The following is an 18,819-nucleotide window of genomic DNA, read 5'->3' as shown; positions in this document are numbered from 1 at the left end:
CCCTCCCTGTGTTGGTTTTTTTTGCCGCTGGGGGCCGGTTCTCTCGGCCCCCTTCTTCTCCCCCCCCCCCCTGGGGGGGTGGGGGGCTCCCGCCTCGGGGGGGGGGGGGGGGCCTGCTTTCAAGTCAATGCATGCGCCGGCACCCCCACCCCGGTTCGCCATCCGCGCAGTGCGCGGACTGCTCACCGACCCTCCCCACAAGGGGGAGGGTGAAGTGCTGCGCAACATCTCACCCTTTGCCAATCTTTGCCGCCTTGTCCTTGTCGAACCACCACAGCGTCTCGACCGGAAAGCCGAAATCGGGCTTCTGCTCGGGAAAGCCGAACATGTCCCAATAGGCGACTCGGTGATTCGCGAGATAATATGTTGGAATCCAGTCTAGCCGCGCGCGCAAGACCCGGTCGAGTGCTTTGAGCGCCGTGACCAGTTCGTTCCGGCTCTGCGCCTTGCCGGCTGCCTCGATCAGCGCATCGATGGCCTTGCTTTCGGTGCCGGGATAGTTGCGCGTTCCCGGTGTTTTCGCCATCCGGGAGTGATAGAGGTTTTCCAGGCCATCGACAGTCGGCGTCGCCCCGATCGACGATCTGAACAGGTTGAAATCGAAATCGAAATTGCTCTGCCGCGCTTCGTATTGCGTCGAGTCGACCTGCCGGATCGAAGCGTCGATGCCGATCGCCTTCATATTCTCGGACCACGGCGAGAACAGCCGAACGATGCCATCGTCCTCGGCCAGCATTTCCACCCGCAGTCGCTCGCCCTTTTCATTGACGACGAAATTGCCGGCTCGCTTCCAGCCGGCCTCGGCAAGCAGTCTCGAAGCCGCGCGCAGCAGCTTGCGATCGTGGCCCGAACCGTCGGAGACAGGCTGCATCACCGCTTCGCCGAAGGTTTCCGGCGGCAACTCGGCTCGGAACGGCTCCAGCAAGGCCAATTCCTCGGGCGAGGGCAGGCCCTCGGCCTTGTAATCCGACGGTTCGAAGTTCGATTGCGAGCGCTCGTAAGAGCCGTAAAACAGCACCCGCTTGCTCCATTCGAAATCGAAGCAATTGGCGATAGCCCGTCTGACACGCACATCGCGGAATTGCGGACGACGCTGGTTCAGCGCGACCGCCTGCATGTCCGGCGCTTTCTCGCCGGGAAATTCACGTTTGACGACCCTGCCGACCTGCAGCGCCGGAAAGTCGTAGCCGGTCGCCCACACCCGCGAGGTAAATTCTTCGCGAAAATGCGTGTCGCCCTTCTTCAGGGCTTCAAACGCTGCCTGGCGATCGAGATAAAAGTCGATACGGATGCGGTCGAAATTGTAGAGGCCGCGGTTCACCGCCAGATCCCTGCCCCAATAGTCGGCGACGCGCTCATATTCGACGGTCTGTCCGGCCGCCACGCGCCCTATTTTGTAGGGTCCGGAGCCGAGCGGCGGTGTCATCGTCGAGGCATCGAATTCGTTGGCCGTATAAAACACTTTGGACACGATCGGCATTGCGACGATCGCAAGGATATTTTGCGCCGACTGCTTGCCGTCGAAGGTGAGGTCCACGGTAACCGGATCGACCGCAGCCGCGTCCGTCATATGCCGCAACGTCTGGGAAAGGTTCGGATGGCCCTTGTCCTTGTAAAGCTTCAACGCGAAGGCGACGTCCTCGGCAGTCAGTGGCGTGCCGTCATGGAAGCGCGCTTGCGGTCGCAGATTGAAGCGGAAGCCATTGCGGTCTTCAGACAGGGTAACGGACTCGGCAAGCAGCCCATAGAACGCATCCGGCTCATCGAGTGCGCTTGCCATCAACGAATCGAAACAGTGTTCGGTGCGCGGCGGCGAATCCCCCCTCAACACCAGGGAATTCAGCGTGTTGAACGTCAGGAAGCTCTGGTTGAAGGTGGCGTTAGGCGGTGCGAAATTTATCTGGCCGCCCTTGGGCGTGTCCGGATTGACGTAGTCGAAATGCGTGAAACCTTGGGGATATTTGAGGTCGCCGAAGGCCGACAGACCATGCAGCTTGACCCCCGTCGGGATGGCGGCGAAGGCGCGGCCGGGCAACAGCGCTGCCGTCGTGGCCGCGACGCCCAAGGCCAGAAAGTCGCGGCGGGCCAGCGAGACGCGGCGGGGGAGCGCCGCCATCAATTGCCACTCTTGTATTTTGCCGCCAGCGCCTTTTCCTTGTCCGCATCGATCCACCAGGAATTCTGGTCGACGCCGCTATAGGCCGGCTGCTTTTCCGGGATGCCGAACTTGTTCCAGTAGGCTATCCAGACCGCCGACCGATGGTGTTGCGGCACGATATAGTAATTCCACAGCAGCACCCGGTCGAGCGCATGGGTGGCAGCAACCAGATCGTCACGGTCGGTCGCGAAGATGACGCGGTCGACCAGCGCATCGACGACCGGATTCTTGATGCCGGCGTAGTTGCGGGATCCAGGCGTGTCTGCGGACTTGGAACTCCAGAAGTCACGCTGCTCGTTGCCAGGCGAATCCGACTGCCCCAACTGCGATATGGTGACGTCGAAATCGAAATTGTTGAGGCGGTTGATGTATTGGGTCTGGTCGATCAGCCGCAACGTGGCGTCGACGCCGATCTTGCGCAGATTGGCGATGTAGGGACTGGAAAGGACCTGGTCGGTGTCGTTCCAGCCGAGGATTTCGAATTTGAAAGGCTCGCCCGTCTTGGCATTGACCATCTTGCCGCCCTTGATCACCCAGCCCGCCTTGGCGAAGAGATCGACCGCAGTCTTGAGATACTTACGCTCCGCCTGTGGCGAATCGTAGACCGGCAGCTTGAATTCCTGGGTGAAGACTTCGGGCGGCAGCTTGTCGCGATATGGCTCGAGGATTTCCAACTCCTTGCCTTGCGGCAGGCCGCTCGATGCCAGTTCGGTGCCTTGGAAGTAACTGCTGGTACGGGTGTTGGAACCGAAGAACAAGGTACGATTCATGGCCTCGAAGTCGAGCGGGTAAGTCAGCGCGGCGCGCACCAGACGATCCCCAAACAGCGGACGCCTCGTGTTGAGCATGAAGGCCTGCATCGGTTCGGGTGAGGCGGTCTTGAATTCCTGTTTGATGACGTCGCCGGCCTGGACCGCCGGGAAATTATAGGCGGTGTTCCAGCGCCTCGAACTGTTTTCCGACCTGATGTCATGCAGTCCGCCCTTGGTGAAGGCCTGCCAGGAGGCATTGTCGTCGAGAAAGTAGCTGAAACGCTGCCTGTCGAAATTTTCTCGGCCGATCTTCACCGGCAGCTTGGCACCCCAGTAGTCCGGAACCCTCTGCCAGATGATTTCAGAGCCCGGCTTGAAGCTGGCGATCTTGTACGCGGCCGACCCCAGCGGCGGCTCCTGCGTCGGCCTGGTGATGTCGCGCTTCTTGCCGTTGGCGTCGGTACCTTCCCACCAGTGCTTTGGCAGCACGACGAGATCGCCGAGAATCTTGGGCAGTTCCCGGTTGCCCTTCTGGTCGAAATGGAATTCCACCTCGCGGTCGGAAACCGCGACCGCATCGGTGACATTCTCGAAATAGCGGCTGTACATCGGGCTATTGGCCTTCAGCACCTGAAACGACCAGATTACATCGTCGGTGGTGATCGGCTTGCCGTCATGCCATTTGGCCCGCGGATCAAGTCGGTAGGTCGCCGACGAATAGTCGTCGGGATGTTTGTAGGCGTCGGCGATCAGCGGATGGCTGACGCTGCCTTCGTCAGTCGCCTGCTCCATCAGCGTGTCGTAGAGCAATCCGCCGCCGAACGGGGCGAAGCCAGCCGCGGCGGAACCCTGGACGATATAGGGATTGAAGCTGTCGAACGTGCCAAGCACCACCGAATTCAGCGAGCCGCCCTTCGGCGCGTTCGGATTGACGTAATCATAGTGCTGGAAGTTGTCGCCATATTTGGAGTCACCGATCAGCGACGAGGTGGTGCGCCATTCATCCGCCAAGGCTGCCTGCGGGCCGCCGGCAAAAGCCGCCACAACCAGCATCGATCTGAGAAACGTTCGGCCAACCGTCATGCCTTCTCCTCTGTGCGATAGCTGTTAGCGGACAATCTAGTTCATTTGACGCTCATGAAAACCGCGACAGGCCGGCTTTGTCGCCGCACATGCGCTTTTCCAATTGAAAAAGCCGGGCTGAACCCGGCTTTTCTAAGAGTTTGTCCATGACAATTGCGTTATTGCGCTGGAGCCGGTGCGGGAGCAGCAGGGGCCGGAGCTGGTGCGGCCGGTGCCGCACCCTCTGCCGGCTTGGCCGGCGCCGCGCCTTCGGCGGGCGCGGCTGCATTCTCGGCCGAAGCGCCGGGTGTCGGCAGCGGCTTCGGACTGTCCGACAGCGTGCGCAGATAGGCGATGACGTTGGCACGGTCCTCGTCCTTCGGCAGGCCGGCGAAGCCCATCGCCGTGCCCTTCACCAGCTTCTTCGGCGAAAGCAGAAAGTTATTGAGGTGGTCGTAGGTCCATTTTTCCGCGCCGCCCTTGGAAAACTCCTTCATCCCCGCCGAATAGGCGAAGCCCGCATGTTCGGCGATGGGACGGTCGACGATGTCCCACAGATCGGGGCCGACCTTGTTCGGTCCGCCTTTTTCGCCGGTGTGGCAGGCCTGGCACTTCTTGAACACGGCCGCACCCGCCTCGACATTGGCGTTGGCCAGGAGGTCGGCGATCGGCTTGGCTTCGGCGGGGGCTGCCGGGCCGCCCTCGGCAGGCTCCTCGGTCGCCTCGATAGCGTAGCCGGGTTTTTCCGGTGCTGGGGAGGCGAACAGCGCGTCGGATATGATGCCGACCGAGAAGACGACGAACACGGTTCCGAGCAGGCCGCCGATCAGCTTGTTGATTTCGAAAGAGTCCATACGCCCCAGGCTCCCTTTTCCGGCGGACCGATCTGTCCACTCCGTCCGTCGGTAATCGTGAACCACCCCGCGAGGCGGTCAAATCGGGCGGAAACTAGGTCTTTTGCTCTGGCGTTGCAACACCTATAAGGGCGCTTCCAGTGAGACCTTTTGCCACTTTTCCCTTCCTCTTTTTCGGATGCTTCATCACCCGATGTCCACGCTGATCCTCATCCCGGCCCGCATGGCCTCAACGCGCCTGCCGGGCAAGCCGCTGGCCGACATCGCCGGCGTTCCGATGATCGTCCATGTCGCCCGCCGCGCCGCCGGGGCCGGGCTCGGCCGGGTGGTGGTCGCTACCGATACTGACAGCGTGGCGGACGCGGTGCGCACGCACGGTTTCGAGGCGGTGATGACGCGCGTCGGCCACGAATCGGGCTCCGACCGCATCTTCGAGGCGCTGGCCACGCTGGATCCCGGGCGCAAGGTCGAAACCATCGTCAATGTGCAGGGCGACCTGCCGACAATCGATCCCGAGATCATCAAGGCTGCACTGAAGCCTTTCCAGGATGCGACGGTCGACATCGCCACGCTTGGCATCGAGATCGTCCGCGACGAGGAAAAGACCAATCCGAATGTCGTCAAGATCGTCGGCTCGCCGCTGTCGGAGACACGGTTGCGGGCGCTCTATTTCACCCGCGCCACCGCACCCTGGGGCGAGGGGCCGCTCTATCATCACATCGGCCTCTATGCCTATCGCCGCTCAGCGCTCGAGCGCTTCGTCGCGCTGCAGCCGTCGCCGCTGGAACGGCGCGAGAAGCTCGAGCAATTGCGGGCGCTGGAGGCCGGCATGCGCATCGATGCCGAGATCGTGCAGTCGGCGCCGTTCGGCGTCGACACGCCGGACGATCTAGAACGCGCCAGAACCGTCCTTTCAACCTGAGACATTTGGACACCTGAGACATTGGCATGCCTGAGAAAACCAACAGAATAGCCTTCCAGGGCGAGCCGGGCGCCAATTCCGACACCGCCTGCCGCAACATGTTCCCTGATATGGAGCCGTTGCCGTGCCCGACTTTCGAGGATGCTTTCAATGCGGTCGAGACCGGTAAGGCCGACCTCGCCATGATCCCGATCGAGAACACGATTGCCGGGCGCGTCGCCGACATCCATCATCTCCTGCCGGAATCGAAGCTGCACATCGTCGGCGAATATTTCCTGCCGATCCATTTCCAGCTGATGGTTCTGCCGGGCGTCAGGCGCGACGAGATCAAGACCGTGCACAGCCACATCCATGCGCTCGGCCAATGCCGCAAATATATCCGCAAGAACGGCTGGAAGCCGGTGGTCGCCGGCGACACGGCGGGCGCCGCCAAGCTGGTTGCCGAGCTGAAGGACCGCACCATGGCCGCGCTGGCGCCGGCGCTGGCTTCGACGCTCTACGGGCTCGACATCATCGAGCAGAATGTCGAGGACACCGACAGCAACGTCACCCGCTTCGTCGTGCTGACCAGGAACAGGCAGTGGGCAGAACGTCCCTCGGTCGAGGCCAGGATGATGACGACGTTCATCTTCCGCGTCCGCAACGTGCCGGCCGCGCTCTACAAGGCGATGGGCGGCTTCGCCACCAACGGCATCAACATGACCAAGCTGGAGAGCTACCAGCTCGGCGCATTCACGGCGACCCTGTTCTATGCCGACATCGAGGGTCATCCCGACGATCCGCTGGTAAAACTGGCGCTCGACGAGCTTGCCTTCTTCTCGCGCGAAATGCGGATTCTGGGCGTCTACCCGGCCAGCCAGTCGCGCGAGCAATGGAAGGTGGCGGACTAGCGCAGCGCCTTGCCAGGTGACGAGCATCGGGCGACATTCCTGCGATGTGGCTTTTGAAACTGACGCTCGCGGTCGCTGGATTGTATGCGGTGATTGTTGCCGTCGTGTATGTGCTCCAGTCCTGGCTGATTTTTCCGGCCGGCCTTGCGGGGTTCGGACCCGATCTGCCGGCCGGGGCCCGCCATGTCGAACTGGCGACAGAGGATGGCGAGCGCGTCGTCCTGGTCCGCCTGCCGGCGACGCTGGCGCCGGCCGAGCCACGCCCGCTGCTGCTGGGGTTCGCCGGCAACGCCTGGAATGCCGACGCACTAGCCCTGATGCTGCACCAGCTGTTTCCCGAACATGAGGTCGCTGCGCTGCACTACCGCGGCTATGCGCCGAGCAGCGGCAGCCCGTCGGCCGCCGCCCTGTTCGAGGACGCCCGACGCGCCCATGACCAGCTGGCCAGCGATGCCAAAGCCGGCATCGTCGCCATCGGCCTTAGCATCGGCGCTGCGGTTGCGGCCGATCTGGCGACGGCGCGGCCGTTGCGCGGCATCGTTATGGTGACCCCCTTCGATTCGCTCAGAGAACTCGCCGCTCACCACTATCCCTGGCTGCCGGTGCGCCTCTTGCTGCGGCACCGCATGGAGACGGCAGAAACGCTGCGCAACCTCGATGTGCCCACGGCCGTCATCACCGCCGAGAACGACACCATCGTACCTGCGGCGCGTTCGGCACCTCTGCGCGAGGCTGCCCGTGACCTGCGCAGCCACATCGCCATAGCGGCTGGCCACAACGACCTCTATGGCCATCCCGACTTCGCCGGAGCGCTACGCGCCTCCGTTGTGGCGGTCACGCGCGATTGACGAGCAGTTGGGTGGCGAACGGACAAGCTCTGGCAGCAATTTGGCCGCAAGACACAATGGGGGCGTCAACCGCGCCGCGCCGCCTCGATCGCGGCGACGTCGATTTTCACCATGGTCATCATCGCATCAAACGCGCGCTTTGCCTCGTCGCCGCCAGCCGCCATCGCGTCAGTCAGCACGCGCGGCGTGATTTGCCAGGAAATCCCCCATTTGTCTTTGCACCAGCCGCACACGCTCTCCTGGCCGCCATTGCCGACGATGGCATTCCAATAACGGTCGGTCTCCTCCTGATCGTCGGTGGCGATCTGGAACGAGAACGCTTCGTTGTGCTTGAACTCGGGACCCCCGTTGAGGCCGATACAAGGAAGGCCTGCGACTGTGAATTCGACCGTCAACACGTCGCCTTCCTTGCCGGCCGGGTAGTCACTGGGTGCACGGTGCACAGCACCCACCACGCTGTCAGGAAATATCTCGGAATAGAAGCGGGCGGCAGCCTCGGCGTCCTTATCGTACCAGAGGCAAATCGTATTCTTTGCCATTTGCGGGTTCCTTTCGCTTTGGGGCCAAGTTCCCCATCCGCCCTCTTCCGAAATAGGTAGCCAACCACTTTTCTCCACCCTGCGATGACTGGAGTTGGCCTTTTTGCACGCCATCACACGGGCGGCCGGCCATGGACATGACAGGCGGGTCGCGGAAAGTGTTTCAATTGAAAGCAGATTCCTTCGCTCCTGAAATCGGAATGTAACGTCCTCCGCGAATTTTTCGCCCGCCTTCGTTCGCATCGGATCGACGAGCGGACGGAATTGAGTCAACACGGAGTTTGTCACCATGACTACGAAGCACTTCAGAAACGGGGGGATCGCCGTCGATCGGTCTGATCCCGCCATCGTAACTGAGAACAAAACAGGCAGGGCGACCGCGCCACGGATCGTTGGTCTTCGCCACGTCGGCATGGTCGCCGAAAACCCGGCTGCGCTCGCGCGATTTTATGAGGCTGTCCTCGGCCTTCAGGTGGTCGGCGGCAGTGGCGAAGAAAACCCGTTCGGCGCCACCGCCTTCCTGAGCAGCGATCCGGCCGAAGAGTCCCATCAGATCGCGATCTTCACCAATCCTGCCTTGCGCCACATCGCCTTCAAGGTTGGCACATTGGCCGATCTGCGCGCCGCTTACACGCGCATCATCGACATGGGGCTGCCGATCAAGATGGCCTTCAATCACGGTGTATCGCTTGCGTTCTATTTCGATGACCCTGAGGGAAATCTCGTCGAAGTCTACTGGGCGACCGGCATGGCCTTCGACCAGCCTTACGGGGATCCGCTCGATTTGGCGCTGCCGAAGAGGCGTTGCGGCAGGAGGTCGAGCAACTGGTGCGGCAGGCGAGTGAACAGACGCCGCAATCTCTGCCCTTCGCATCCGCGTCGTAGCGCGGAGCGGGTCGCTCCTTCATCCCTCCCACTATTCAATTCTCACGTCTGACGAGGAAATAGCAATGACGACACCGCTACCACGGACGCGTACTGCTGCGCCTGACCATGACATGACGGACGTCTGGCAGGCCCATATGGATCACGAATTCATCACCAAGGACGTCGATGCAACCATGCAGACCACGGTCAACGACCCACACGTCATTCATGTACCGGTCGCCACCGGCGGCCGCGGCTGGGACAACGTCCGGAACTTCTATGCGACGTGCTTTATTGGCCGCAGTCCGCAAAACACCAGGCTCGATCTCATCTCACGGACCGTAGGAGAGAAACGCATCGTCGACGAGTTTCTGTTCTCTTTCATTCACGATATCGAGATGCCGTGGATCCTGCCCGGCGTCGAGCCGACCGGCAGGCCGGTGAACATCCCGGTGGTCGCTATCGTTTCAATTCAGGACGGCCGGGTCGAAAGCGAGCACATCTATTGGGACCAAGCTTCGGTGCTTGCGCAGATCGGACTGATCGACAAGACGGCTCTGCCGATCCTCGGTGCGACGCAATCACGCGCGCTGACCGATGCAGCCGAGCCGCTCAACGCGCTGATTTCCTCCTCCGCGCGCTTCGCGCGGCCAAGAAGAGACAGGTGACGACCGGCAGCGCCGCGAAAGAGACCGATCGGCGTGGCGGCTCTCGGATTGAGAGTCGCTGCGGCCGGATATTACTCGTCCGTATGGCGACACCGCTGGCTACGACGGTAGCTTCCGTCGACGCGGTGGAACTTGTGATTGGAATGCGTCCGCATGCTTATCTTGTTCATCATCGCAGCCATTGTCTTTCGCATCGTGATGCTTGCGATCTCGATGCGAAATGAAAAAGCGCTGCGAGAGAATCGGGCCATCGAGTACGGTTCGCGGAACTCGCGCTGGCTCGCCCTGGCCCACATTTCCTTTTACATCGCAGCTTCGATTGAGGGCCTTGCTCGACCGACGTCTTTCGACCTCGTCACGATCATCGGGCTAGTCCTGTATGGCTTCGGTGCCGTGATGTTGCTGGTCGTCGCGTTTCTGCTTGGTCGTTTCTGGACAGTAAAGCTAATGATCGCCCGAGACCATGTGCTGATAACGCACCCTCTTTTTGGGTGGGTTCGCCATCCGAACTATTATCTCAACATTCTCCCCGAGCTCCTTGGCTTTGCGCTTACGCTGCACGCCTTTTTCACTCTTGTGGTCGGCCTGGCGATCTACGCGGTGCCGCTTGGCATCCGCATACTCCAGGAGGAAAGAGCGATGCGCAAGCACTTCCCTGGCTACTGACAGACTGATGCCGTCTGCTTGTTGGGGCGCTTCAGTATAAACAGTGGTGGTTATCAATCAAACAAGTTGATGCATTTCAAATGAAACAATCAAGACATACTGCATAAACATTGGGGTGGTAGCCAGGCTGCCTCGGGACGTTGAGAGAAATTAAGTGTGCCAATTACAGGCATATTTACAACGTCATCACAAGATAGGAATACGGGAGATCATTCAGATGACCTCAAGATCAGCAACCTTTGTCGCGTCTGCAATCGCGATCATAACTATCACCGCCGCCCCTGCCGCTCCGCTGACACTTGCGGAGGCCGCGCGGATCGACGCATCATCGTCCCCCGCGCCCGGCGAGCCGAGCCTTGCCGAAATCCGCCAGGCAACGGAGCGGTTCCGCAACGTCAATGTCGCGGTCGCGGAGGGCTACATCCGCGATCCCGCAAACATGTGCGAGACCGCTGAAATGACGGGACAGCCGCCGAAATTAGGGGCTATGGGCCTCCATTACTTTCGCCCCGATATGCTCGGCATCACCGCTCCGCCCAACCCGCGCGTCGACGGCACCGGCACGCACACGGACTTCGGCAAGCCCGCGGTCCTCGTCTACGAGCCGCAGGCCGACGGATCGCTCGAGCTGATCGCGGTGGAGAATCTCGTCTTCGCGAAAGCGTGGAAGGAAGCCGGCCACGACGCCCCGCCTTCGTTCCACGGCGTTCCCTGGGACACTATGATCGACGACCCGGCGACGCCCGTGGATGAGGCGCATAACTTCGAGCCGCATCACGACCGGCATGTCTGGCTCTATCGAGAAAACCCGAACGGCATCTTCGCCCAGTTCAATCCGCGGGTGACCTGCGCGCATCACAATCCCGGTGCGCCACACGCCCACCAGCATGCATCAGGCCAGTAAGACCAGCCCACCTGCCGTTCGGCTCGCGCCGAGCGGCAGGTGACGCTCGGAAGCGCACGCGCTCGGCGCGGGCGCTCAACGAACGCAATCTCGGCAACGCCAGGACAGCGCCAGTCACATGTGGGACAACGGGCTCAAGCAAGCCAATCTTCGCCGGGCTTGGACCGGAATGTCACACCATCTTCCGGCGCGGCGACAGCACCGGGACTGACTGCGAGATCACTCCCAGATCCCGCGAACTTCTCCTACCCAGATGTCGGAATTCCGGCTCGACATTCGTCCTTTGCTTGGCACAATCGAAGAAGAAAGGCGACGAGATGCGGAGCCTGATCTCGATCAACGACGGCACGCACGATGGCGTCATTCAATCACCTGGAGCCTGCCAATGACCCCCACCATCACCGCCTTTGAACGGTCGCCCGATCGCGGCAGGGGACTGGCGCGGGAGATGCGTGTTCGCTGGGCGCTCGAAGAAGTCGGCCAGCCTTACAAGGTTCGTCTCGTTTCGTTCAAAGCGATGAAGGAACCCGCGCATCTCGCGCTTCATCCTTTCGGGCAGATTCCGACCTTTGAAGAAGGCGATCTCGCGCTGTTCGAGTCGGGGGCGATCGTGTTCCATATCGCCGAGCGCCATGCGGGCCTGCTGCCAGACGAGGCGAATGCCAGGGCGCGCGCAATCTCATGGATGTTTGCCGCGCTAAACACCGTGGAGCCGCCGATCCTTGAACGCCAAACCGCCGTGCTCCTGGAGCGCGACGAGACCTGGCACGAACAGCGCCTGCCTATGGTCGAAGATCGCATCCGTGACCGGCTGGGCGAGCTTTCCGGTCGTCTTGGCGATGCCGACTGGCTCGATGGCGCGTTCAGCGCCGGGGACCTGATGATGGTGCACGTGCTGCTAAGGTTGAGCGGGTCGGGTATACTGGACGAATATCCGAACCTCTCCGCCTATGTCGCCCGCGGCGAAGCCCGGCCCGCCTACAAGCGTGCTTTCGCCGCTCAACTGGCGGTTTTCACCGGCTAGTCACCAACTTAACTCAGCGGCGCGTAGTCGATCTCCAAAAACGCCGCGACTTCCGGGATCCAGCGGTCGCGGACGAAGGCGACGTGGTCGGGATGGTCGTTGTAGCCGGAATAGGCAGCCTGGTCGGCGAACTCCATCGAGAAGCCGAAGCGATAATCGTTCTTCGGGCTGACCTGCCGCAACTGCTCGAATTTCTCGACGCCCGGTATCGCCGCCAAAATTTTGGCGTCTGCCAGAAATTTTGCCTCCTCGGCCGAGTTCTCCTTGTGCTTCAGCCTGAACACCACTGTATGACGGATCATTTTGCTTCCCCTACAGGCTATGCGCTGTCGGCCCAGGCGCGGATGAGGTTGTAGGCGATCGCCCCCTTCGGCGGCGTGACCAGGCCGCCCGGATGCTCGCGGGCCAGCATCGACAGCACCTCGTCGCGAAAGAACCAGCGGCAGTCTTCCAACTCGTTGAGGTCGGCCTGGATGTCGTCGTTGAGCGGCTCGCCGAAGCAGCCGATCATCAGCGAATAGGGAAAAGGCCAGGGCTGGCTGGCGTGATAGACGACGCGGCCAAGCCGGATACCGGCTTCCTCCAGCGTTTCACGGCGCACCGCCGCCTCGATCGTCTCGCCCGGCTCGATGAAGCCGGCAAGCGCCGAATACATGCCGGGCGCGAAATGCCGGCCGCGGCCGAGCAGGCATTTTTCACGCGTCGCCGTCAGCATGATCGCCACCGGGTCGGTTCGCGGAAAATGCTCGGTGGCGCAGGCCGGGCAAAGCCGCTTGTAGCCGCCGGCCCGCATCGCGGCTTCAGCGCCGCATTTGCTGCAGAAGCGGTGGCTGGCATGCCAGGCGAGCAGCGCTGCTCCTTGCGCCATCGCGCCTGCCGCCGCCTCGTCGATCAGTCCCTGCATGTAGACCGAGCGATAGTCGATGGCCTTGATGGTATCGGGCAGCTGTTCGGGGTCGATGCCGGCCGGCACGGCGAGCACCGGGCCGCTGTCGGAAAAACCGAGCAGGACGCCACGGTCGAGCGACGCCTCGAGCGGCCGGCTTTCCTCGGCGCCGAACCAGGGGTCGAAGCCGCCACCAATGAGCTTCAGGTAGAGCCGCCCGCCATGCATCAGCAAAAGCCTGGCTGAAGGATCGGCGAGCGCCTTTTCGACGGAATCGTCGGCGCGGTTTTCCGATTGCCGGTCGATCATGTTGCCGGCAAAGCCGACGAACTGGCTCGGCTCGCGCAAGGGCGCGTGAAACAGGCGGAAGCTCATCGAGACTCAACTTCAGGATGGACACGGGACAGGCTTATAGCGCCGCCTTTATCTTCTGCGCAAACCGGCGGAGGTCCGAGCGCTCGTAGGGCTCGCGCATACCGTGCCCCCACACCGGGCCCGGCCAGCCGGGATCGCCTTCCGAGCGCGCGATGACATGGACATGCAACTGGCGGACGATGTTGCCAAGTGCGCCGCTGTTTATCTTGGTGCAGCCGGTCACGCTTTTCAGCGCCTGCGCCACCATATTGGTCTCGAAGGTCAGCATCGCCTGGTCGAGCGGCGTCAAATCATGGATTTCCTCCGCGCCCGGCCGCTGCGGCACCAGAAGCAGCCACGGCCAGCGGCGGTCGTTCATCACCCGCAACTCGCACAGGCCGAGCCACATCAACTGCTCGCTGTCGGCCTCCAGACGAGCATCCAGCGTGAATCCGGCCTCGAGGCCCGGCGACATCGGCGTTTCCTTCACTTTTGTCGTATTTTTTTTACTCCATGGACGCTAGAGCGGCCGCCGTTAGCCCGCAAGAGGGCGGCAAGCGAATCAAGGCCTATCGTGGCGATGATGGTCCGGCGAAGAACTCGGGGTATGGCCTGCCAAGACTTTGGGCTGGAATGAAGTCACCATCTCGCCCCCTCTGGTCTGCCGGCCATGGCTTTCGCTCATCTGTTCTTGCTTTGTGCTGGCCGCTATGCCAGTAGTTTCAACATGGTGCTTATTCGCGCCAGCGATCCGCCTCCGAGGCTGTTTTTTTATTTTCTGGTTTCGCCGCCTGTCACTGCGCCCTTGCATTTCATCGCCGGATCGCCGATATGGGAGCCGGGAGGTTGGTGGTGGACGGTCCACTCGCCAACCGGGTCAGGTCCGGAAGGAAGCAGCCCTAACGAGCCCGGAACGGGTCATTGTTCCAGCCTCCCACCTCTTCGCCTTTCTCCCGCGACATTGACGGCGCCAAGCCCTGCGGGCGAAACTATGCGCAGGAATCGGCCGCCTTGAGCCGCGGCCCTTGGAGCTTTACGGGCGAATGAGCGAAGCCGGAAATTCGGGAACGGAAAAAGCCGCCGCCTATCGCGTTCTGGCGCGCAAATACCGTCCTGCCAATTTCTCCGAACTGATCGGCCAGGAGCCGATGGTCCGCACCCTCACCAACGCTTTCGCCACCGGCCGCATCGCCCAGGCCTGGATGCTGACCGGCGTGCGCGGTGTCGGCAAGACGACGACGGCGCGCATACTGGCGCGGGCCCTGAACTACAAAACATCTGATGTCGACCAGCCTTCGGTCGATCTTGCCGTGCCGGGCGAGCATTGCCGGGCGATCATGGAAGGCCGCCATGTCGACGTCATCGAGATGGACGCCGCCTCGCACACCGGCATCGACGACATCAGGGACATCATCGAGCGCGTGCGTTACGCGCCGGTGTCGGCGCGCTACAAGGTCTACATCATCGACGAAGTGCACATGCTCTCGACGCAGGCCTTCAACGGCCTGCTGAAGACGCTGGAAGAGCCGCCGCCGCACGTCAAATTCATCTTCGCCACCACCGAAATCAGAAAAGTTCCGATCACCGTTCTGTCGCGCTGCCAGCGCTTCGATCTCAGGCGTATCGATGCCGGCACGTTGGTCGCGCACCTCTCCTCGATCGCCGGAAAAGAAGGCATCGCGGTCGATGACGACGCGCTGGCGATGATCGCCCGTGCGGCCGAGGGCTCGGCGCGCGATTCGCTGTCCATTCTCGACCAGGCGATCGCCCATGGCAGCGGCGCGGTCAGCGCCGAAGCGGTGCGCGCCATGCTCGCGCTGGCCGACCGCGCCCGCATCGTCGACCTGTTCGAACATGTGATGAAGGGCGATGTGGCGGCCGCACTGGCCGAATTCCGCAACCAGTACGACACCGGCGCCGATCCGGCCGCTGTGCTGACCGACCTGGCCGAGTTCAACCATCTCGTCACCCGGTTGCGCTTTGTGCCGACAGCCCTCGAGGACGCCTCGCTGTCAGAGGACGAGCGACGGCGCGGCGCCGATTTCGCCAAGGCGCTGTCGGTCAGGGTGCTGTCGCGGACCTGGCAGATGCTGTTGAAAGGCATTCCCGAGGTGCAGTCCTCCAACCGGCCGGTCAGCGCCGCCGAAATGGTGCTGATCCGGCTGGCGCATGCCGCCGACTTGCCGACACTGGACGAGGCGCTGAAATCGCTGGAGGGCGCAGTGTCGCTGCCGAATGGCGCGCCACGCTCGAATGGTGCACCCGCAACCTCTGCCGCCGCAAATCCCGGCCCGGCAAATCCCGGCCCAACAAATCCCGGTAATGGCGGCGCCAGCGTGGCGCAGACGCGCATGCCGGCGGCCAATGGCGGCGCCCAGACCATGCGGCTGGTCGAACCCGAGCCGATGCCTGCGCCTTTCGTTCCGGCGCCGGAGCCGGTCGCCGATGCGCCGCCGGTGCCGGTGAGATCGCTGGCCGACATCATCGCCCTTGCCGACGCCCAGCGCGACATCGCCTTCAAGGTGCTGGTCAAGCGCTGCGTGCGCCTGGTGCGCATCGAGCCGGGCCGCATCGACGTCGGCCTGACCGACGACGCGCCGAAGATGCTGCTCAACGATCTGACCGCCAAATTGCGCGCCTGGACCGGACGCAGCTGGCTGGTGTCGCTGTCGAAGGAAGCGGGCGGCCAGACGCTGGCCGAGATGGAATCGACCAAGCGCGAAAACGCCCTCCTTGATGCCAAGAGCGACCCGACCGTCGCCGCCATCCTGGCGCGTTTTCCCGGCGCCAAGATCATCGACGTGCGCATTCCCGACGCACCGGAAGCCGATGCGGTGGAGGCCGAGGTTCCGATCGAGCCGGCCACCGACGAAGACGAAACCTGAGCAACCGAAGGTCAGCGAAGCAAAAAAATGGGAGCCGGTTTTCGGAGACCATGCTTAAAAAAGAAACAAATCAATCGTAGAGGACCACGCGATGAAAGATCTTCTCGGCCTGATGGGCAAGGCGAAAGAAATGCAGGCCAAGTTCCAGGCCATGCAGGACGAGATCGCCACGTTGGAAGCCACCGGACAGGCCGGCGGCGGCCTGGTCAGCGTGACGCTGACCGGCAAATTCGAGATGAAGTCCCTGAAAATCGACCCGTCGCTGTTCAAGGAGGACGAGGTCGAGATTCTGGAGGATCTGCTTCTCGCCGCCCACAATGACGCCAGGGCCAAGGTCGAACAGATGATGCAGGAAAAGACCCAGGCACTGACCGCAGGACTGCCGATACCGCCGGGAATGAAGCTGCCGTTCTAAGAGGCTTGGAAACTCTACTCCGGCGGCCATCTGATGGCGGTTTCTGCGCTTCCGGTGCTCACGGACCAGCGCATGACCCCGGAAACCGATTTCGGTTTCCGGAAAGGATCATGCGCAAATGCAAAGTGTTAGAGCGTCCTTTGCGCGTCCAATTGGACGCGCGGCGCTCTAATGTCCGCTCCGCTCCGGTTCTCGAAACCACCACCATATGACTCGCCGGAGCGACTTTCCAACAGCCTCTCAGCTGTATTGATGGTTGTGCCGATCGAGCGAGCCCGGGGAGCGCAGCGATTCACCGTCTGCCCGCCAGCTGTGTCCATTCGGCAACTCTGCTCACTTAATAACGCTTTAGCCATCTTTTTGCCCGAAAGTGTCTCATTCTTGCCGCAACCAGGGGCGGGCTGGCGACAGAATGAGGGGATATCTTTGATCGTGACCCGATGGAAGACGCCGTTGCTGCTCGGCGTCATCACCTCTCCGCTGTTTTTGGCCGCCTGCAGTCAGACCACGCACGGCCTGTCCGTGGCCAGCCTGACCGATACCGCTAGGTCCCGGCCCTACAATCACACAGCGAAGGACAAGGAGTGCCTCCAGCGCGCGATGTTCTTCGAATCCAACCGGTCGAGCCGCGACGGCATGATTGCCGTCGGCACGGTGGTGATGAACCGGCTGCGCTCCGGCAAGCACGGCAACACCATCTGCCAGGTGGTCGGCGAACGCGGCCAGTTCGCGCCGGGCGTGATGACACGGCCGATGAATTCGAAGGCGATGCCCGATGTCGAGGAAGCCGCCGAGGCGGTGCTCAGGGGCGAGCGCAAGGCCAAGCTGAAGAACTCGATGTTCTTTCACACCGCCGGTCTGCGTTTCCCCTACAAGAACATGCACTACACCATGGTCGCCGGCGGCAACGCCTTCTACGAAAAGCGCGGCCGCAACTGGAAACCACTGCCGGACGAGCCAACCGTCGCGGTGGCACAGGCGACGCCGCGGCGGTCGCGCGCCACACCGGTGACACTCATGGCCTCTGCGGCGCCGGCCGCCAAGGCGACGCCCAGCAAGGTGACCTATGTGACGGCGGTCGCATCGCAACCGGCAAAGGCTACTCCAGGGAAGGCAACGCCGGAGAAGGTGACCTTTGTGGCGATGCAGGAGCCGGACGCCGCCCGTTTCGGCAGCACCGCCGGTGCGCAAGCGGTCACGTCATTCCCGGCGGCGCCGGCCGAGCCGACGATGTCGTTTGAATCGACGCCCGAGAACACCGATGCCATCGGTGCGATGATCGCCGGCCAGGGCAGGCCGCTGGAATCCTACTGAGCTAACGATAGTCGACGTCGGCAGCGCAAGCCGACGCGATTGTCCCGCAGCAGCGTCGTTGCGTTCGCAGCAGCCGCGCCGCAGGAGAGTTCCAAAACCCATTGAAAAATCCTAAACCGATGCGATGTCGAAGCGAATCGCCGGTCCCGAGATCGAACGCCTGATCCAACTCCTGGCCAAGGTGCCGGGGCTTGGGCCGCGTTCGGCCAGACGGGCAGCGCTTCACCTCATCAAGAAGAAGGAGCAGTTGCTGTCGCCGCTCGCCGCCGCCATGAGCGAGGCGGTCGACAAGGTGCGCATCTGCTCGACCTGCGGCAATGTCGATACGTCCGACCCCTGCATGATCTGCACCGATCCGCGCCGCGACGCCGGCACGCTCATCGTCGTCGAGGACGTGGCCGACCTGTGGGCGCTGGAGCGGGCGGCCGCCATGAATGTCCGATATCACGTGCTCGGCGGCTCGCTGTCGCCGCTCGACGGCATCGGCCCCGAGCAGCTCAACATCCGCTCGCTGGTCGACCGCGTCGCCGGCGGCGAGGTCAAGGAGGTGATCCTTGCCGTCAACGCCACCGTCGAGGGCCAGACCACCGCGCATTATCTCACCGACCAATTGTCCGGCTTCGATATCAAGGTGACGCGGCTGGCGCATGGCGTCCCGGTCGGCGGCGAACTCGACTATCTCGACGAAGGCACGCTGGCCGCCGCGCTGCGCTCGCGGACGGCGTTTTGAGGGGGTATTCTGGAGATGATTGCGTTCTGTGGCGCCCCCCTCTGTCCTGCCGGACATCTCCCCCACTTGGGGGGAGATTGG

At 62.4% G+C, this 18,819-nt stretch carries 20 protein-coding genes and 1 other RNA gene; 13 read left to right on the top strand and 8 right to left on the bottom strand.

Going from position 1 to position 18,819, the window contains the following annotated elements; genetic code table 11:
* The 4 genes from AC0L2A_RS23825 to AC0L2A_RS23810 form a co-directional block, all read right to left on the bottom strand.
* On the bottom strand, positions 1-186 hold a 186-nt coding region (locus AC0L2A_RS23825), incomplete at its 3' end, for a hypothetical protein (protein ID WP_473610920.1).
* A 43-nt stretch (positions 187-229) separates the two neighbouring features.
* Positions 230-2,116, bottom strand: coding sequence for an extracellular solute-binding protein (locus AC0L2A_RS23820; protein ID WP_473610918.1), 1,887 nt, complete (start codon positions 2,114-2,116; stop codon positions 230-232).
* Positions 2,116-3,993, bottom strand: coding sequence for an extracellular solute-binding protein (locus tag AC0L2A_RS23815; RefSeq protein ID WP_473610917.1), 1,878 nt, complete (start codon positions 3,991-3,993; stop codon positions 2,116-2,118). The genes AC0L2A_RS23820 and AC0L2A_RS23815 overlap by 1 nt, the downstream gene beginning before the upstream one ends.
* A gap of 158 nt (positions 3,994-4,151) precedes the next feature.
* Positions 4,152-4,826 carry a c-type cytochrome gene (locus AC0L2A_RS23810; RefSeq protein ID WP_473610915.1) on the bottom strand — a complete coding sequence of 225 codons (675 nt, stop codon included), beginning with the start codon at positions 4,824-4,826 and terminating at the stop codon, positions 4,152-4,154.
* 193 nt (positions 4,827-5,019) lie between these two features.
* Here AC0L2A_RS23810 and AC0L2A_RS23805 point away from each other — a divergent pair, with 193 nt between their 5' ends.
* The 3 genes from AC0L2A_RS23805 to AC0L2A_RS23795 are packed head-to-tail and all read left to right on the top strand — an operon-like array spanning position 5,020 to position 7,486.
* Positions 5,020-5,748, top strand: coding sequence for a 3-deoxy-manno-octulosonate cytidylyltransferase (locus AC0L2A_RS23805; protein ID WP_473610914.1), 729 nt, complete (start codon positions 5,020-5,022; stop codon positions 5,746-5,748).
* Between the two features lie 26 nt (positions 5,749-5,774).
* Complete coding sequence (locus tag AC0L2A_RS23800) at positions 5,775-6,638, top strand: prephenate dehydratase (protein WP_473490553.1); 864 nt, start codon at positions 5,775-5,777, stop codon at positions 6,636-6,638.
* 44 nt (positions 6,639-6,682) lie between these two features.
* A complete protein-coding gene (locus tag AC0L2A_RS23795) occupies positions 6,683-7,486 on the top strand; it encodes an alpha/beta hydrolase (RefSeq protein WP_473610912.1) in 804 nt (267 codons plus the stop codon).
* A 65-nt stretch (positions 7,487-7,551) separates the two neighbouring features.
* Here AC0L2A_RS23795 and AC0L2A_RS23790 read toward each other — a convergent pair whose 3' ends face one another.
* Positions 7,552-8,025 (bottom strand): VOC family protein, encoded by a 474-nt coding sequence (locus tag AC0L2A_RS23790; RefSeq protein ID WP_077379551.1) that lies wholly within the window; start codon positions 8,023-8,025, stop codon positions 7,552-7,554.
* 289 nt (positions 8,026-8,314) lie between these two features.
* Between AC0L2A_RS23790 and AC0L2A_RS23785 the strand changes: the two genes are divergently transcribed.
* The 5 genes from AC0L2A_RS23785 (at position 8,315) to AC0L2A_RS23765 (ending at position 12,154) form a co-directional block, all read left to right on the top strand.
* Positions 8,315-8,962, top strand: a complete 648-nt coding sequence (locus tag AC0L2A_RS23785; protein WP_473610911.1) for a VOC family protein — start codon at positions 8,315-8,317, stop codon at positions 8,960-8,962.
* Between the two features lie 13 nt (positions 8,963-8,975).
* The gene (locus AC0L2A_RS23780; protein WP_473610909.1) at positions 8,976-9,560 is read left to right on the top strand and encodes a nuclear transport factor 2 family protein; all 585 of its coding nucleotides are present in this window, start codon (positions 8,976-8,978) and stop codon (positions 9,558-9,560) included.
* A 153-nt stretch (positions 9,561-9,713) separates the two neighbouring features.
* Positions 9,714-10,226 carry an isoprenylcysteine carboxylmethyltransferase family protein gene (locus tag AC0L2A_RS23775; RefSeq protein WP_473610908.1) on the top strand — a complete coding sequence of 171 codons (513 nt, stop codon included), beginning with the start codon at positions 9,714-9,716 and terminating at the stop codon, positions 10,224-10,226.
* Between the two features lie 154 nt (positions 10,227-10,380).
* Positions 10,381-11,130, top strand: a complete 750-nt coding sequence (locus AC0L2A_RS23770; protein ID WP_473610907.1) for a hypothetical protein — start codon at positions 10,381-10,383, stop codon at positions 11,128-11,130.
* Between the two features lie 385 nt (positions 11,131-11,515).
* Positions 11,516-12,154 (top strand): glutathione S-transferase family protein, encoded by a 639-nt coding sequence (locus AC0L2A_RS23765; RefSeq protein ID WP_473610959.1) that lies wholly within the window; start codon positions 11,516-11,518, stop codon positions 12,152-12,154.
* Positions 12,155-12,162: 8 nt separating this feature from the next.
* Here the strand turns inward: AC0L2A_RS23765 and AC0L2A_RS23760 are convergent, their stop codons facing one another.
* Genes AC0L2A_RS23760 through AC0L2A_RS23750 form a run of 3 tightly spaced genes read right to left on the bottom strand, consistent with a single transcriptional unit; the run spans position 12,163 to position 13,869 of the window.
* Positions 12,163-12,456, bottom strand: a complete 294-nt coding sequence (locus AC0L2A_RS23760) for a Dabb family protein (RefSeq protein ID WP_128174054.1) — start codon at positions 12,454-12,456, stop codon at positions 12,163-12,165.
* A 17-nt stretch (positions 12,457-12,473) separates the two neighbouring features.
* Positions 12,474-13,415, bottom strand: a complete 942-nt coding sequence (gene nudC / locus AC0L2A_RS23755) for an NAD(+) diphosphatase (protein ID WP_473610905.1) — start codon at positions 13,413-13,415, stop codon at positions 12,474-12,476.
* A 34-nt stretch (positions 13,416-13,449) separates the two neighbouring features.
* A complete protein-coding gene (locus tag AC0L2A_RS23750; RefSeq protein WP_023802081.1) occupies positions 13,450-13,869 on the bottom strand; it encodes an HIT domain-containing protein in 420 nt (139 codons plus the stop codon).
* 366 nt (positions 13,870-14,235) lie between these two features.
* Between AC0L2A_RS23750 and ffs the strand changes: the two genes are divergently transcribed.
* From ffs to recR, 5 genes are all read left to right on the top strand, one after another.
* Positions 14,236-14,332: signal recognition particle sRNA small type (gene ffs, locus AC0L2A_RS23745), an RNA gene on the top strand.
* A gap of 105 nt (positions 14,333-14,437) precedes the next feature.
* On the top strand, positions 14,438-16,279 hold the full coding sequence (locus AC0L2A_RS23740) for a DNA polymerase III subunit gamma/tau (protein WP_473610904.1): 1,842 nt from the start codon (positions 14,438-14,440) through the stop codon (positions 16,277-16,279).
* 91 nt (positions 16,280-16,370) lie between these two features.
* Positions 16,371-16,694 carry a YbaB/EbfC family nucleoid-associated protein gene (locus AC0L2A_RS23735; RefSeq protein WP_023802083.1) on the top strand — a complete coding sequence of 108 codons (324 nt, stop codon included), beginning with the start codon at positions 16,371-16,373 and terminating at the stop codon, positions 16,692-16,694.
* Positions 16,695-17,120: 426 nt separating this feature from the next.
* Positions 17,121-18,008, top strand: a complete 888-nt coding sequence (locus tag AC0L2A_RS23730; protein ID WP_473610902.1) for a cell wall hydrolase — start codon at positions 17,121-17,123, stop codon at positions 18,006-18,008.
* 124 nt (positions 18,009-18,132) lie between these two features.
* Positions 18,133-18,738, top strand: a complete 606-nt coding sequence (recR, locus tag AC0L2A_RS23725) for a recombination mediator RecR (protein WP_023802085.1) — start codon at positions 18,133-18,135, stop codon at positions 18,736-18,738.
* Positions 18,739-18,819: the final 81 nt, after the last annotated feature.

Source organism: Mesorhizobium sp. WSM4844, from assembly GCF_055811775.1.
This window is presented reverse-complemented; position numbering and strand designations above follow the sequence as displayed.

What these genes read in the sequence shown, in the direction of transcription:
- recR (WP_023802085.1), top strand. Translation starts at nt 18,133, where the DNA reads ATGTCGAAGCGAATCGCCGGTCCCGAGATCGAACGCCTGATCCAACTC.
- AC0L2A_RS23805 (WP_473610914.1), top strand. Translation starts at nt 5,020, where the DNA reads ATGTCCACGCTGATCCTCATCCCGGCCCGCATGGCCTCAACGCGCCTG.
- AC0L2A_RS23815 (WP_473610917.1), bottom strand. Translation starts at nt 3,993, where the DNA reads ATGACGGTTGGCCGAACGTTTCTCAGATCGATGCTGGTTGTGGCGGCT.
- AC0L2A_RS23810 (WP_473610915.1), bottom strand. Translation starts at nt 4,826, where the DNA reads ATGGACTCTTTCGAAATCAACAAGCTGATCGGCGGCCTGCTCGGAACC.
- AC0L2A_RS23780 (WP_473610909.1), top strand. Translation starts at nt 8,976, where the DNA reads ATGACGACACCGCTACCACGGACGCGTACTGCTGCGCCTGACCATGAC.
- AC0L2A_RS23790 (WP_077379551.1), bottom strand. Translation starts at nt 8,025, where the DNA reads ATGGCAAAGAATACGATTTGCCTCTGGTACGATAAGGACGCCGAGGCT.
- AC0L2A_RS23740 (WP_473610904.1), top strand. Translation starts at nt 14,438, where the DNA reads ATGAGCGAAGCCGGAAATTCGGGAACGGAAAAAGCCGCCGCCTATCGC.
- AC0L2A_RS23750 (WP_023802081.1), bottom strand. Translation starts at nt 13,869, where the DNA reads ATGTCGCCGGGCCTCGAGGCCGGATTCACGCTGGATGCTCGTCTGGAG.
- AC0L2A_RS23735 (WP_023802083.1), top strand. Translation starts at nt 16,371, where the DNA reads ATGAAAGATCTTCTCGGCCTGATGGGCAAGGCGAAAGAAATGCAGGCC.
- AC0L2A_RS23795 (WP_473610912.1), top strand. Translation starts at nt 6,683, where the DNA reads ATGTGGCTTTTGAAACTGACGCTCGCGGTCGCTGGATTGTATGCGGTG.
- AC0L2A_RS23785 (WP_473610911.1), top strand. Translation starts at nt 8,315, where the DNA reads ATGACTACGAAGCACTTCAGAAACGGGGGGATCGCCGTCGATCGGTCT.
- AC0L2A_RS23765 (WP_473610959.1), top strand. Translation starts at nt 11,516, where the DNA reads ATGACCCCCACCATCACCGCCTTTGAACGGTCGCCCGATCGCGGCAGG.
- AC0L2A_RS23775 (WP_473610908.1), top strand. Translation starts at nt 9,714, where the DNA reads ATGCTTATCTTGTTCATCATCGCAGCCATTGTCTTTCGCATCGTGATG.
- nudC (WP_473610905.1), bottom strand. Translation starts at nt 13,415, where the DNA reads ATGAGCTTCCGCCTGTTTCACGCGCCCTTGCGCGAGCCGAGCCAGTTC.
- AC0L2A_RS23760 (WP_128174054.1), bottom strand. Translation starts at nt 12,456, where the DNA reads ATGATCCGTCATACAGTGGTGTTCAGGCTGAAGCACAAGGAGAACTCG.
- AC0L2A_RS23820 (WP_473610918.1), bottom strand. Translation starts at nt 2,116, where the DNA reads ATGGCGGCGCTCCCCCGCCGCGTCTCGCTGGCCCGCCGCGACTTTCTG.
- AC0L2A_RS23800 (WP_473490553.1), top strand. Translation starts at nt 5,775, where the DNA reads ATGCCTGAGAAAACCAACAGAATAGCCTTCCAGGGCGAGCCGGGCGCC.